Below are 14,632 nucleotides of genomic sequence, written 5' to 3'. Positions count from 1 at the left end.
GTTTTAGCTTTCAGCGCTCAGTTATTTGTGTTGCTGCTAATAACCTCTTACACTAGTGCTCAGCAGCATAATTTCAGAAACTGGTCCTTAGAAGACGGCCTTCCACAGTCGCAGGTTAATCATATCATTCAAGATCGTATTGGGCAGCTCTGGCTTGCTACACGTGGCGGCGTCAGCAAGTTCGACGGAACATCGTTTGAAACCTACACTAAACAACAAGGGCTTAGCAGCAACAACATCAGGCAGCTTTTCCTGGACAGCAAAAACAGATTATGGGTTGGCACCTATAACCATGGGCTCGATCTGATTACGGGCGGAAAAAGTATAGTAAGTTACGGCAGCAAGGAAGGTATAGCAGAAGGAGCAGGCGTTTATAAAATCGACGAGGACCAGGCAGGTCGTATTTTGGTAGCGACAGACAGTGGTGTTTACTACCTCGCTAAAAACATGTTTGTTCGTGCTTCTCAATTTCCTAAGCAGGTTTATACTTCTTTAAGCTGTGCTAAAACAGGAGCCATCTGGGCAGGAAGTGCATCCAAAGGTCTTTATAGCGTACAAAATAACCAGACGAAGCATTATACTACCCAAAACAGCCCCTTACCAAGCAACAATGTTACAACCATAACGCAAGGTAAATCGGGTAAAATTTGGATCGGAACAAGCAACGGCGTCGCGACCTATGTTGATCAAAAACTTAACCTGTTCGCTTTAACACAGAACCTGAACCAAGCGCATGTAACCAGCATAGTGCAAGACGGCTATAACAGCACCTGGATTAGCCTTCGCAACAATGGGCTTATAAGATATTCTAAAGGCCACTTTACCCACCTTACCCGCTCCAATGGCCTACTTACAAATCAAGTTCTTTCCCTACTGCCAGATAAAGAAGGGAATCTTTGGATTGGCACAGGAGGTTATGGATTACAGCAGCACAGTAATCCCTCTTTTGTACATTATACGGCATTAGGCAACCATACCACTTCTAAGGTTACCGCACTTACCTGTGATGCCGCAGGTGATATCTGGCTTGGAACAGACAATGGTTTTGTCGCTCGCACAGAAGGGGATATTCTCAAGTGGACAGCTCCCGCAAAGTGGCCCGAAGAAACTATCATCCATAACATTATGGTGCGAAGTGAGGACGATGTATGGCTAAACACAAACAATGGCGTCTGGCACATCCTGAACAAGAAGATTAGCAAGCATTATGTTACTGCAGACGGACTACCATCCGCTGAAGTATACTATAGCCTTACCGATCGAGAGAACAACATCTGGTTTGCAACAGCCAACGGAGTAGCCATATTCGACAATGAAAACTTTAAGACAGTGCCTGCCACAGCGGCTGTTGGAGCAGCCTACGAAGTGCTACAAGACTCTGATAACATAATATGGGTTGGCAGCCAGACAGGAATTTTCAGATATGAGTCTGACACCCTTACCAAAGTTAAAGCAGCAGAGGAACATGACTTCAATGAGATTGTCTCGATAGAAGAAGATAAACTAGGAAACTTATACTTTGGTGGGTTTAACCACGGTCTGTTAGTTTATGATAAGCGCAAAAACAAGTACACCAAAATTGCAGCTGCTGATGGTTTGCGTGATGAAGGTGTTAGGAGCCTTTTGTACGACGCCAGCAATAACCTTTGGATAGGAACAGGTCGAAGTTTGCTAAAACTAAATTTAGCGCCCTTTCAACAAGAGGGCAGTATAAAATTTACCACCTATGGTAGAAAAGATGGTTTCAAAGGACTTGAGGTGTCGCAGAACTCCATTGCCCAAACACCAGATGGAAGCATTTGGATAGGAACAGCAAGAGGTGTTACCAAACATGTTCCTGAGCTAGAGCGGCAAAACAAAGCGCTTCCTAAGCTAATTTTAACAGATATCAGGCTTTTTATGCGGGAAACCGACTGGGAAGAACATGGCCAACGTGTAGACACTACCACAGGCCTGCCGAAAGACCTTAAGTTGCCCTACAACCAAAACCACCTGACTCTCGATTTTTACGGCTTAACCTTAACCAACCCTGAAGAAGTAACATACAGGTACAGGCTAGAAGGTTTAGAAGAAGAGTGGTCGGAAGCAACGGAGCAATCTTACGTTACTTATGCAGGTCTTGCCCCTGGCACTTATACCTTCCACTTAATGGCAAGCAACAGCGACGGCATCTGGAGCCCTAAGCCGCTCACCTACAATTTCTCCATAATGCCTCCTTTCTGGCGCAGAGAATGGTTTGTAGTTATGGTGTTACTATTGGTAACAGGTGCTGTTATAGGCATTGTAAGACTACGGGAGCAAAGCCTTATCAAGATGAATAACTTACTTGAAATGCGGGTGCAGCACCGTACCGAACAACTAGAAAAGAAGAACTATGAAAAAGAAATACTTTTAAAAGAGATACACCACCGCGTAAAAAACAACTTACAGATAATTATAAGTATGCTCAATTTGCAGGCACGTAGCGTTAAAGATGTCGTGGCCTTAGACATGATGCGTACTATCCGAAGTAGGGTGCGCTCTATGGCACTGCTGCACGAGCACCTATATCAGCACGTAGATTTATCTAGTATAGATCTTGATGATTATTTTAGAGGTATATGCGAAAGCCTTTATGCCTCTTACGGGATAAGCACTAAGCAAGTGAGCCTTGAACTAGACGTGCCCCACATGAAAGTGGACATTGATTCTGCTATTACTCTTGGTCTGATTGTAAACGAATTGGTGTCTAACGCTTTGAAATACGCATTTCAGGATAGGCCAGGAAAACTACAAATCGTTTTAGATAAGCACGACAACCAACATTGTACATTAACAGTAAGTGACAACGGGAGAGGCTTGCCTCCTGACTTTTTCCTACGCGAGAAGAAGTCGTTTGGCCTACAGTTAGTATCCTCCTTAAGCAAAAAGATTAACGGAAGCATCAACCACGAAAGTAATGGTGGGACAAAATCAACATTATTTTTTGTTTTGCCATCAGAATATTAAATTACACGTATGAACCTAATGCTATGACAAAACCCAAGATCCTTATCTCTGAAGACGAGGTGATTATTGCAGAAGACATTGCGGCGAGCCTGGAAGAGTTAGGTTATGAAACGTGTGCAATCGACTCTGGCGAAGATACCCTAGATATGATTCGGGAAACCAAGCCCGACCTTGTATTACTTGACATTAATCTGCGTGGAAAAGCCGACGGTATAGAAATTGGGGCTCACATAAGAGAAGAATTTAAGATTCCTTTTATTTACCTGACCGCCTACGCCGATAGGGTAACGATAGACAGAGCAAAGAAAACGCAACCTGATGGTTTTCTGGTTAAGCCTTTTGAGGGAAAAAGCTTACGCTCAGCTATTGAAATCGCTTTATACAAGCACAACAATAATACGGCAGAGGTAGAAAAGGCAGCAGAAGAATTCCTGCCAGAGCAGAATGGCCATAAAGAACAGGAAATGTCTGCAGACTACCTGTTTGTAAAGGTAAAGCACCGTATCATAAAAGTACTCTACAACGATATTTTGTGGGTAGAAGCCTACGACAATTACTCTTTTATCGTAACATCAGACCAGAAGTACTTGGTTAGTTCTACGCTAAAAGATATGGAAGGCAAACTGCCACAGCAGAACTTTGTGCGCGTACACCGCTCTTACATCGCAAACCTAGATAAAGTAGAGGCCCTCGAGGAAAACTCTGTTGTTTTCCCCAAAGGAGATGTGCCTATTGGGAAGTCTTATAAAAAAACACTCATGTCTAGATTCAATATCATCTAAAAGCTAGTACAAAGATCTTTAAAACAGCCACCTATTTACACACATCATGTAAATAGGTGGCTGTTTTGCTTATGAATACCTCGGCACTTCTACTTCAAATCGCACTATTTGTGCAGCCCTTTTGGCTAGTCCGATCCTAAAGCAGCATAGACTGCGTTTTTGTAGTATTCCCATCTTGCACAAGCGCATCAAAATCATTTTTTTGGATGATTTATATCATTCATAAGCGCCTGGCACTCCCATACCTTTGAGCTGTATTAAAACCCCAGAGGTATGAACACAACTAAATTTTTAAAAACAGCAGCTGTAATGGGAGCTCTTTTGGTTTCCAGTTTTACGCTAAATGCCCAGGCACTGTACCGCCTTTCAGGTAAAACAGAGCTAAAGGTAAAAGGAACCTCTACCCTGCACGACTGGGAAATGACCTCTACTACAGCTACTGGCAAAGCAGAACTTACTTTAGATGGACAGACGGTAAAGTCAATAAAGTCGGCTGAAGTGAGCATGAAAGCAGAAACTTTGAAAAGCGGGAAAGAGCAAATGGATAACATTGCTTACAAATCTCTTAAAACAGAGAACAACCCCACTATCAGTTTTAAGTACGCTTCTTTTAAAAGCCTGAGCAACAACAACCTACTGGTAACAGGCCTTCTAACCATAGCTGGCACTACAAAACAGGTAACTTTTAAAGTGCAGCCTCAGGTAGAGGATGGCGTGCTGCAGCTTAAAGGCGAAACAGCCATCAAGTTTACAGACTTTAACCTTTCTCCGCCAACCGCCATGTTTGGCACCATTAAAACTGGCAACGAATTAACCTTACTTTTCAAAACTAGCTTCCACCCAATTAACATTTAATAAAATGAAAAACTTTTTACTTCCCCTTGGCTTACTGTTAGGAATACAGCTAAGCGCAAGCGCTCAGGTTACCTTATCTGATATGCAGAACTGGAGACCGAACGATAAAAGAGGGATCAATGTGTTTGAAACTGCTAAAGGCGACACGACCTCATTCGATGGTTTGAAAGTACGGTTAGGCGGAAGCTTTACGCAGCAGTTTCAGATGCTTGAGCACAGCAACAAAGCTACGCCACTATACGATGCCAGTGATAGAAACCTGAACCAGCTAATGAAAATTGGTAACGGCTTTAACCTGGCTACCGCTAACCTAAACCTGGACGTTGCCCTGGCCGATGGCATCAGATTAAACCTAATCACTTATCTTTCTTCTCGCCACCACCCAGAAACTTGGGTAAAAGGCGGCTACATACAAATAGACAAGCTAGGATTCTTGAACAGCCCTATAGCTGACAAGATAATGGAGAACGTGACGCTGCGTGTAGGCCACATGGAAATTAATTATGGCGATGCCCACTACCGCAGAACCGACAATGCACAGGCGTTTTACAACCCATTTGTAGGAAACTATATCATGGATGCTTTCACAACGGAGATTGGTGGTGAAGTAATTTACCAGAAAAACGGCTTCCTCGCTTTGGCAGCCATAACAGGCGGTGAGATACAGGGAGGTGTAACAAAGCCTGACCAGCGCAAACCGTCTTTCTACGGCAAAGTAGGCTACGACAGTTACCTGAACGAAGACCTAAGGGTTCGTTTAACTGGCTCTGTATACACTACTAATGGCTCTGTAAACAACACACTCTACGGTGGCGACAGAGCAGGCTCCCGCTACTACCTGGTGATGGAGAACCAACTTGCTACCACAGCCGCTCAATTTACTTCTGGCAGATTTAACCCTGGCTTTGGAGACAAAATAACAGCAGTTGTCATCAACCCTTTTGTTAAATACAACGGGCTGGAGCTATTTGCTAACCTAGAGCGTGCTACTGGTCAGTCAGCAACCGAAACAAGCAGCAGAACCTGGGACCAAGTTGGTGTAGATGCTGTGTACCGTTTTGGTGGCGCAGAAAACCTGTACGTGGCAGGTCGCTTCAACAAGGTTAATGGCAAGTTGCCAGTTTTAAACAGAGCGGTAACTATAGAGCGCACCCAGTTTGGCGCAGGCTGGTTTGTTACTAGAAACGTACTGGCCAAGCTTGAGTATGTAAACCAGCAATACTACAATTTTGCTGAGACAGACATCCGCCATGGAGGCAAGTTCGATGGCCTGATGGTAGAAGGCGTAATCGCGTTCTAATACCTTACAATTTATGCCACTTTTACGTCTGGTGCTGAGTGCAGTATTTATGATCGCTGGCTTAATTCCAAAAAGCGAGTTTGTAGTAGTAAGAGGAGAGAAAGTACGAGTGCAGGCAAATACCAGTATAGGAAGTATAAACTGCACCTACAGTAGCGCTGGAAAACGCGACACACTTTTTTTGAACAAGGCCATACTGAAGCAGGACAGACTAAGCATAGCCATACCTGTTAAAAAGTTTAGTTGCGGCAACATTCTTCTGAACAAGGATTTTCAGCACACACTTAACGCCCAAAACCACCCTTTTGTGCAGGTAGATGTGCTGGAGCTTAACAAGCATAAAAACACCATTACAGGTACGCTGCTGCTAATGTTGGCAGGAAAATCGAAGGTACTAAAAGACGTTAGCTTTTATGTAATAACAAACAGCAAAGCACAGACCTTGGCTACAGACCTCTGCCTTAGCTTTACCGATTTTGAGCTGGCAACACCTAAAAAAATGGGCGGAATGGTAAAAGTGGATGATGACTTGCAGATTTCAGTCGAACTGCAGCTATGTGCTGAATAAAGTCAGGTAAAACAAGAAAGGCGATGCAAATGCATCGCCTTTCTTGTTTTAATCTTAAAGACCTAGAAATTAGTATCTGTAATATTCTGGCTTAAACGGACCTTCTACTTCCACGCCAATGTAGCGCGCTTGGTCAGGAGAAAGTTCATCCAACTCAACACCAATCTTGCTTAGGTGCAAGCGAGCTACTTTCTCATCCAGGTGCTTAGGCAAAGTATAAACCTTGTTCTCATAAGCATCTGCATTTGTCCAAAGTTCTAGCTGCGCCAGTGTTTGGTTAGAGAAAGAGTTAGACATTACAAACGAAGGGTGACCAGTAGCACAGCCTAAGTTTACCAAACGGCCTTCGGCAAGTACAATGATGTCTTTCCCGTCGATGTTGTATAGGTCTACCTGTGGCTTAATCTCGTCTTTCGTATTGCCGTAGCTCTTATTCAGCCAAGCCATGTCAATTTCGTTGTCGAAGTGGCCGATGTTACACACGATGGCTTTATCCTTCATAGAGCGGAATTCACGCTCCGTAATGATGTCTTTGTTGCCAGTAGCAGTAACAATAATGTCAGCCTCTTTTACGGCGTCTACCATTCTCTTAACAGCAAAGCCATCCATAGCAGCCTGCAGTGCACAAATAGGGTCGATCTCGGTAACAATAACACGGGCACCTGCACCTCTTAAAGAAGCAGCAGAACCTTTACCCACATCACCGTAACCAGCCACTACAGCCACTTTACCAGCCATCATTACATCGGTAGCACGACGGATAGCATCTACTAAAGACTCTTTACAGCCATACTTGTTATCGAACTTAGACTTGGTTACTGAGTCGTTTACGTTAATGGCAGGCATGGAAAGCGTTCCGTTCTTCATGCGCTCGTACAGGCGGTGTACACCTGTTGTAGTTTCTTCAGAAAGGCCTTTGATACCTTCAGCTAATTCTGGGTAGTTATCCAGCACCATGTTAGTCAGGTCACCACCATCGTCCAGAATCATGTTCAGAGGCTTACGGTCTTCACCGAAAAATAGCGTTTGCTCAATACACCAGTCAAATTCTTCGGCTGTCATACCTTTCCAGGCATAAACAGAAATACCAGCAGCGGCAATAGCAGCGGCAGCATGATCTTGAGTAGAGAAGATATTACAAGAAGACCAAGTTACTTCGGCTCCCAGTTCTACCAGTGTTTCGATCAAAACAGCTGTCTGAATTGTCATGTGAAGGCAACCTGCAATACGAGCACCCGCCAAAGGTTTGCTTGGGCCATACTCCTCACGGATTGCCATCAGGCCCGGCATTTCTGCTTCCGCCAATCTTATCTCTTTGCGGCCCCAAGCGGCCAGCGATATATCTTTTACTTTGTATTTAAGCTGTGTATCAATCATATAATTTATTTTTCAAATGAAACCCAAAAATACGCAAATTGTTGCGCAACATCAATTTATTTAACTTATACGTAACTCAGAGCCTGTAAAGCCTAAAGTTAGACTCTGGCTAATGTTATATTAAATTGTATCCTTCAGCCTGTAGCATGAGGTAGAGTCTATAAAGTGGGACTTTCAGAGGAGTTGCCTAAAAACCTTATCTTTGGAGCAAATAAAATGACTACTTAGACAACAGATTCGCCTGGCATGCGCATTTTTACCCAGCAAGAGAAGCAGTTTATACAAGAGCACAAGGAGCAGGACACTTCATCTCTTATGTTGCAGGCCAGCCGCTATCCGCAATTACCTGTGCTGGAACTGGTGCAGCAAATTCAGGCTTTACAAAAAGCATCTGCCAAGCTTCCTACCTGGGCTTCTCATCCTGACATCGTTTTCCCAGCCATACTTTCGGTCGAGCAAACTTCATCCGAAGCTACTGCAGCTTACAAAGCTTCGCTTGTAAGTGGTAAGCTGCTGATAGACCTGACAGGCGGCTTTGGCGTAGATAGCTTTTTCTTTTCTAAAAGCTTTGAAAAAGTGATACACGTAGAGCAGCAATCAGAGCTATCTGAAATAGCGGCTCATAATTTTCGTGTTCTTCAAGCTGATAACGTTGAAGCGATAAACACCACGGCCGAAGCTTTTTTGCAACAGTTCGAAGGCAAAGCCGATGTTATTTTTCTGGACCCCGCCAGGCGCAGCGAACAAAACCAGAAGCTGCACTTTCTGCAGGACTGTGAACCAGATGTACTTCAGCTACTGCCACTGCTCTTCTCCAAAGCCGATGCCGTACTGCTTAAAACTTCGCCTATGCTAGACATCGACCTGGCGATAAACCAACTACAGCAGGTGGCGAAAGTATGGGTGGTAGCGGTGCAGAATGAGTGTAAAGAAGTGCTGTACCTGTTGCAATCTAAACCATCCGAAACAGTAGAGCAAGTAGCCATCAACCTTTTGCCAAACGCCACCTCACAGGTTCTGAGATTTAATCGAGAGGAAGAGGAAAGTATAAAACCTGCTTTTTCTGATCCGCAGGAATACATTTATGAGCCCAACGCCGCTATTTTGAAAGCAGGAGCCTATAAAGCAGTTGGCGAGGCATATAACCTGAACAAGCTGCACCCTAACAGCCATCTGTATACATCAGATAATTTTGTAGAAGGTTTTCCTGGCCGTTCGTTCCGCTGCCTCGACACCTGCCGTTACAGTAAAAAAGAAATGCTGCGCAGGCTTCCTCAGAAGAAGGCCAACATCACCGTCCGCAATTTCCCTGATACAGTAGCCACCATACGCAAAAAAACAGGAATAAAAGAAGGAGGAGACACTTACCTATTTTTTACAACTGATATGCACCAGCAGCCAATCGTGCTAATTTGCCAGAAGGTTATCTTGAACTAAGAATGTAGGATACAGGGCACAAGGCTTTTCGTTGCCCGACGTTTTATAGCAACTCCTATCCCCTTGCATCTTTGTTATAGTAATCTCCCAAGTCAACTGCTTGGCTGTGGTCTCGTACACAAAGTATAAAATTCAGTTTAACTAAGACCACAACTACTATGAAAGCAGATAAAGATCAAAACCAAGGAAAAGAAAGTACCGCAGACACAAACGCTTCTTACGACAGAAACGCTGAAGAACTAAGAAACAGTGCTACCTCTTCTCAAAACAGCGCTACTAGCTCCAACAATGTAGGGGTAGGAGGTGTGGGCTTGCAAAGCAAACCAAACACTGAGGGCAAGCTCGACATGAAAGATGACAAGTAGCAGAACAAGGATAAGCAGTAAATCTTTCTATTTATAAAGCTGTAATCGATTAACTCTTTATGATTTACTGAACAGCATGCCTTTAGGAGCCGTAAAAGAAGTGTGTCTGTTAAACAAATAGCCACTATGCACGAATAAAACTTATGATAGCAAATGACAGACAATAAAAATAAAAGACAAAAGCAGCATAAATCAATCAGCAATTCTGATAAGTCTGTTGATGCTGGAGGTAAAGGAGTCAAGTTATCTACCGCTCTTGATAGCCTACAGACTAATACGTTGAACGGCTCCAAAATTGTAAATGATGGAGACTTATCCAATGCTGGTAATTCACGTAAAGATATATAGTACATCTTTATAATTAACTGATTGGCCTATATAGCCGATCGCTGAAAACAATCTTATAACTTAAATTGAAGAACGATGAATAACGAACAAAATAAAAATCAGCAGTCTGATTTAACAGACAAAAACAAAGACACTAAAAATGATATCACGAATAGCTTGGAGCGCGACGCTGTAGGCAAATCTGGTAGCCGAAACCAAACACCTCAGAACCGTACTGACAACGAGCAGGACGCGGAAAGAAAGAAGCAGTAGTAACATACTTTCTTGATGAAAAAGGAGCAGCCACAGCAGTTTTTGTTGTGGCTGATCCTTTTTATAAGTGTACCTTCAGATACTGCAAACCCACCCCAACTCCTCAAAAGAGAGGAATCATTCCAGCCAATCTACTTGGCTCGAATCTCTAAATTCTTAGACACTCACTGCCTTTAAGATAATTCCGCGCCAGGAATTGCTTTAGTAAAATGGAGCTATTACTTCCCCTTCCTGCTCACCCACTTATTGCCTTTCAGCCAAAAACGCCAGGGCAGCAGGGCATCTTCTTCAGCATAATCTACACCAATACGTGGGCCTATGGCTATACTTTCGGCTGGCACTTCTATACCTTTATCTTCTATCCAAACGGTATTTCCTGTAAGGTCGGCACCGTAGAGCTTTTTGTTTATGCCCATGGCTATACTTAGCACACCAGGCCCCGCTGTTAAATTCGGTTTTATAATTGGCATATTGCGCCGCAGTAGCATTTCTGCTATACCTTCTTCTGGCGTAATGGCCCTAACCAAAACAGCGTCAGCACTACCTGCTCTATTGGTGACAATATTAAACAAGTGGTAAATACCGTACACCAGGTATACATAGGCCACACCGCCTTCGTGGTACATAATTTCCGTACGCTGCGTGCGGCGGTTCAGGTGTGAGTGGCAGGCCTTATCATTTACTCCTGAATAGGCCTCTGTCTCCACAATCATCCCACCAGTAAGTATCCCGTCTATGCTCGTGTACAGGTATTTCCCTAGTAAGTCCTGCGCTACCTGCACTACATTGGGTCGTGTATAAAAAGATTTCTCCAGCTTCAAGGTTGTTGTTCGTGTTTCATTATTCGTGTTTGGTGTTTCGATACGGGCACATTAGCCTTTCCGTTGGGAATGCAGGCTTAGTTCTGCCACATGCTATTTCTGATTTTAATTTATCATTTCTTCATTCGTAACTCGGAACTCGTAATTCATAATTAATTACCTATCTTTGCGGCCAGATTGGTGGCTGTTGCTGCTTCCGTAGCAATAGTCTTAAAAGGGAAACAGGTGAAATGCCTGCGCTGTACCCGCAACTGTAATCTTCATAAAGGGCTAGCCCATTACCAACGCCACTGTACTATAGTATGGGAAGGCGGGCCAGCTGAAGAGAGCCAGGAGACCTGCCAGTCCGACAATGATTGTCGTGTGCTTTCGGGTGAAAAGCTGTTCGGCCTCCGCTATTCCAGCGTTAGCTGTTCCAGCCTTTTTGCCTCAAAAGCATGCTTCGGGAAATAAGCTTGTTAGGTGCGTAAACTTTATTTTAGATTTTTCTTTTTACTGACTGCCTTGGCAGGTACAACTGCTGCTGCGCAACAGGCGGATTCGTCGCGGTACCAGCTGCAGACAGTGAATGTGTTTGGCAAACCTGCCGAGGTATATGCCGCAGGCAGCCGTGTGGTTACACTTGATAGCTCCTACCTCAGCATTTACAGCGGTTCTTCGCTGGCTGAGGCTTTGCAGACACGCACACCCCTGTACTTCAAAACCTATGGTGCGAGCGGTATTTCCTCCGTCTCCTTCAGGGGCACCAACGCTTCTCAGACCGCTGTGCTTTGGAACGGACTAAACATTGCGCTGCCAACACTAGGCCAAAGCGATTTTGCCACCTTACCGTTAAGCGGGATTGGAGAAGTATCGGTGCAGCATGGGGCAGCAGCGGCAACTTACGGTAGTGGCGCCATAGGCGGAGCTGTTTTGCTAAGCTCTCCTACCTACGGCCGTAAAGGTTTGAGTAGCGAGCTGCAGCAGGAGGCGGGCAGCTTTGTCCGCTACTTCAGCAATGGCAGCATCAGCTATAGAGATGAAAAAGTAACTATTGGCACGAGTGCTTACCACCGCACAGCCGAGAATAATTTTAAGTATAGCGATCTCTCCCGCTTCGGTGCTCCTGAGCGCAGGCAGGAGCATGCTTCGCAAAAAGTGTATGGCTTTACGCAGGACCTTGCCTGGCACATCACCCCAAAAACTAATATAGCCCTACACAGTTGGTATACTTACGCCGACCGCAATTTGCAGCCTGCCATGGGCTCTGCCCATAATAATGCCAAACAGGAGGACGAGAACCTGCGCCTGTTAACTGAGCTTACCCACAGCAGCCGTTTTGGACAGTCAAGTATAAAAGTAGCTTATTTTAAAGATTACCTGAAGTACACCGATAACAGTAACAACTCGGTAGCCGATGTGCATACGTATCAACTGCAGGCTGAGCAGACTTATAACCAGGGCAAGAACTGGAGTTTGCGCGGTGGCCTAAACCTGCAGCAGTTTCAAGCTGAGAACGATGGCTATGCAGGTGAAAAAGAAGAAACTAGAACCTCGCTCTTCGCCCTCTTCCGCTACGACCCGCTGGATATACTGGACTTGAGCCTAAACCTGCGCCAAACCTTGGTGAAAGGCTATAATCCTGTGCCTACACCAGCACTGGGTTTCAACCTGAAGTTTTACCAGCAGCAACACCACCAGCTTTCGCTGAAAGGCAACGTATCGGGCAGCTACCGCATTCCTACGCTTAACGATCGGTTCTGGACTGGTGCTGGCAACCCTGAACTTAAGCCAGAGCAAGGCTGGAGCTACGAAGGGGGCCTCCGCCACCTTTACGTGCTGGGCAACGAGCTTTTATTAGAAACTGAAGCCACTTACTACCACATGCTCATCGATGATTGGATTCAATGGGCACCGAGCAGCGCTGGAACTTGGGTTCCGAGCAACCTCCAGAAGGTACGCTCCAGGGGTGTGGAACTGAGCAGCAGCTTATCAGCTAAAATAGGTGATGTAAACCTGAAAGGCACCGCAGGCTATACCTATACTTCGTCGGAACAGGTAGAGGCTTATATAGGTGAGGGAGAAACAGGCAAGCAATTGATGTATGTACCACTGCACAAGGCTATTCTTTCGGCAGAAGCTAACTATAGCGGCTGGTCTTTGCTCGGCAACCTGAACTATACAGGCCTCCGCTATACCACCAACTCCGAAACCTCCAGCTTAGATGATTTCCTACTGCTGAACCTGGCCCTCAGCAAGAAAATACAGCTGCGCCAGAACACCCTTATACTTACGCTCCGCTCCGATAACGCCACCAACAGCGTTTACCAAACCATGGCTTATCGGGCTATGCCGCCACGCGGCTATACCTTCAGCTTACGCTTCATCATTCCTTAATTATAATTACACTTAAACTATACAATGAGAAAATTCAACTACTTCCGCAGTCTGTTTCTGGCTGTAACGCTTATTACCAGCTCTCTCGCCTTCACTAGTTGCGATAATGACAATGATGGCCCTAGCGGCGCTTATGCCGAGGATGGCGTATTTATGGTGAACGAAGGAAGCTTTGGCACTCCAAATGGCTCTATCTCCTACTATAACAACCGATCGCAACAAGTTCAGAATACAATCTTCCAGAATGAGAATGATCGTTTGTTGGGTGATGTTATTCAGAACATGGTCATTCACGGCGACCGAGCTTTTATAGTTGCTAACAATAGCAACAAAATTGAGGTGGTGAACGCCAATACGTTCAACTCACTTGGCACAATTGAAGGGCTGGAAATGCCGCGATATTTTGCTGCACTGAACGAAGACAAAGGCTATGTAACTGAGATAGTCAGTTACAACGGCTCTCCTGGTCGTGTATCGGTTATTGATCTGAACACTTTTACAGTTAGCAAAACGATTGAAGTCGGTGTGCAGCCGCAACAGTTGGTAATAGCTGGAGGCAAGGTTTATGTAGCTAACTCTGGAGGCAACACTATTACTGTTATAAACTCTTCTACTGATGCAGTTGAATCAACTATTACAGTTACAGAAGGACCTAACAGCCTTGTTATAGACCGAAACAATGCATTATGGGTAGCGAGCAGCGGCGTGAAAGTCGGCTGGCCTGTAAGCGAAGAAGAGAGCTCACCTGGTGCTCTTTCTAAAATAAACTTGGCTAGCAACACTGTTACCAGCACCTTAACTTTCAATCAGAATGCTCCGTCTCCTAGTAAGCTTACTACAAATGGCAATAGAGATAAGCTGTACTACGTGTTCAACAGAAAAGTATATCAGCAAGATGTAAATGCTACCACCCTCAATACAATGCCATTGATAGACCGTGGCACTTACATCGAGTATGGCTTTTATGGCTTGGGAGTAGATCCTGAGACTGGCTACATTTACGAAGGCAAGGTTAATGATTTTACCTCCAGCAGTTGGGTTATACGCTACAGCCCAACTGGCGCACCAGTAGATTCATTCAGAGTAGGTATAGCCCCTAACGGATTCGTGTTTAAATAACAGGCATCTAACTTCTTTCAAACAGAAAGGGCCACCTCATAAGG

Annotated in this window: 13 protein-coding genes and 1 riboswitch; of the genes, 11 read left to right on the top strand and 2 right to left on the bottom strand. The window is 44.8% G+C overall.

Annotated elements, in window-relative coordinates:
* Window positions 1-27: 27 nt before the first annotated feature.
* The 5 genes from LN893_RS03155 to LN893_RS03135 all read left to right on the top strand — a co-directional run bounded on the left by LN893_RS03155 (window position 28) and on the right by LN893_RS03135 (window position 6,493).
* The gene (locus LN893_RS03155) at window positions 28-2,988 is read left to right on the top strand and encodes a two-component regulator propeller domain-containing protein (RefSeq protein WP_229968220.1); all 2,961 of its coding nucleotides are present in this window, start codon (window positions 28-30) and stop codon (window positions 2,986-2,988) included.
* 23 nt (window positions 2,989-3,011) lie between these two features.
* A complete protein-coding gene (locus LN893_RS03150) occupies window positions 3,012-3,770 on the top strand; it encodes a LytR/AlgR family response regulator transcription factor (protein WP_229968218.1) in 759 nt (252 codons plus the stop codon).
* A 273-nt stretch (window positions 3,771-4,043) separates the two neighbouring features.
* Window positions 4,044-4,625 carry a YceI family protein gene (locus LN893_RS03145; protein WP_229968216.1) on the top strand — a complete coding sequence of 194 codons (582 nt, stop codon included), beginning with the start codon at window positions 4,044-4,046 and terminating at the stop codon, window positions 4,623-4,625.
* Between the two features lie 4 nt (window positions 4,626-4,629).
* Entirely contained in the window at window positions 4,630-5,925 is a 1,296-nt protein-coding gene (locus LN893_RS03140; protein ID WP_229968214.1) for a hypothetical protein, read from the top strand.
* Window positions 5,926-5,938: 13 nt separating this feature from the next.
* Window positions 5,939-6,493, top strand: coding sequence for a YceI family protein (locus LN893_RS03135; RefSeq protein ID WP_229968212.1), 555 nt, complete (start codon window positions 5,939-5,941; stop codon window positions 6,491-6,493).
* 69 nt (window positions 6,494-6,562) lie between these two features.
* On the opposite strand, the gene ahcY is transcribed toward LN893_RS03135, so the two are convergent.
* Window positions 6,563-7,870: an adenosylhomocysteinase gene (gene ahcY / locus LN893_RS03130; protein ID WP_229968210.1), complete on the bottom strand. Its 1,308-nt coding sequence runs from the start codon at window positions 7,868-7,870 to the stop codon at window positions 6,563-6,565.
* 246 nt (window positions 7,871-8,116) lie between these two features.
* Between ahcY and LN893_RS03125 the strand changes: the two genes are divergently transcribed.
* The 4 genes from LN893_RS03125 to LN893_RS03110 all read left to right on the top strand — a co-directional run bounded on the left by LN893_RS03125 (window position 8,117) and on the right by LN893_RS03110 (window position 10,272).
* On the top strand, window positions 8,117-9,307 hold the full coding sequence (locus LN893_RS03125; protein ID WP_229968208.1) for a THUMP-like domain-containing protein: 1,191 nt from the start codon (window positions 8,117-8,119) through the stop codon (window positions 9,305-9,307).
* A 158-nt stretch (window positions 9,308-9,465) separates the two neighbouring features.
* On the top strand, window positions 9,466-9,672 hold the full coding sequence (locus LN893_RS03120; protein WP_229968206.1) for a hypothetical protein: 207 nt from the start codon (window positions 9,466-9,468) through the stop codon (window positions 9,670-9,672).
* 153 nt (window positions 9,673-9,825) lie between these two features.
* Window positions 9,826-10,020, top strand: a complete 195-nt coding sequence (locus tag LN893_RS03115; RefSeq protein ID WP_229968204.1) for a hypothetical protein — start codon at window positions 9,826-9,828, stop codon at window positions 10,018-10,020.
* A 75-nt stretch (window positions 10,021-10,095) separates the two neighbouring features.
* Window positions 10,096-10,272 carry a hypothetical protein gene (locus tag LN893_RS03110; protein WP_229968203.1) on the top strand — a complete coding sequence of 59 codons (177 nt, stop codon included), beginning with the start codon at window positions 10,096-10,098 and terminating at the stop codon, window positions 10,270-10,272.
* Between the two features lie 218 nt (window positions 10,273-10,490).
* Here LN893_RS03110 and LN893_RS03105 read toward each other — a convergent pair whose 3' ends face one another.
* Window positions 10,491-11,093: a DNA-3-methyladenine glycosylase gene (locus LN893_RS03105; protein ID WP_229968201.1), complete on the bottom strand. Its 603-nt coding sequence runs from the start codon at window positions 11,091-11,093 to the stop codon at window positions 10,491-10,493.
* Window positions 11,094-11,254: 161 nt separating this feature from the next.
* Window positions 11,255-11,453, top strand: a riboswitch (cobalamin riboswitch).
* 102 nt (window positions 11,454-11,555) lie between these two features.
* Between LN893_RS03105 and LN893_RS03100 the strand changes: the two genes are divergently transcribed.
* On the top strand, window positions 11,556-13,469 hold the full coding sequence (locus tag LN893_RS03100) for a TonB-dependent receptor plug domain-containing protein (RefSeq protein ID WP_229968199.1): 1,914 nt from the start codon (window positions 11,556-11,558) through the stop codon (window positions 13,467-13,469).
* Between the two features lie 24 nt (window positions 13,470-13,493).
* Window positions 13,494-14,588: a YncE family protein gene (locus LN893_RS03095; RefSeq protein WP_229968197.1), complete on the top strand. Its 1,095-nt coding sequence runs from the start codon at window positions 13,494-13,496 to the stop codon at window positions 14,586-14,588.
* The last annotated feature ends 44 nt before the right edge of the window (window positions 14,589-14,632 follow it).

Origin of the sequence: Pontibacter harenae (assembly GCF_020907245.1) — a bacterium.
GTDB classification, from domain to species: Bacteria; Bacteroidota; Bacteroidia; order Cytophagales; family Hymenobacteraceae; genus Pontibacter; species Pontibacter harenae.
Note: the sequence above shows the minus strand (reverse complement) of the source record. Positions and strands in the feature narration are given on the sequence as shown.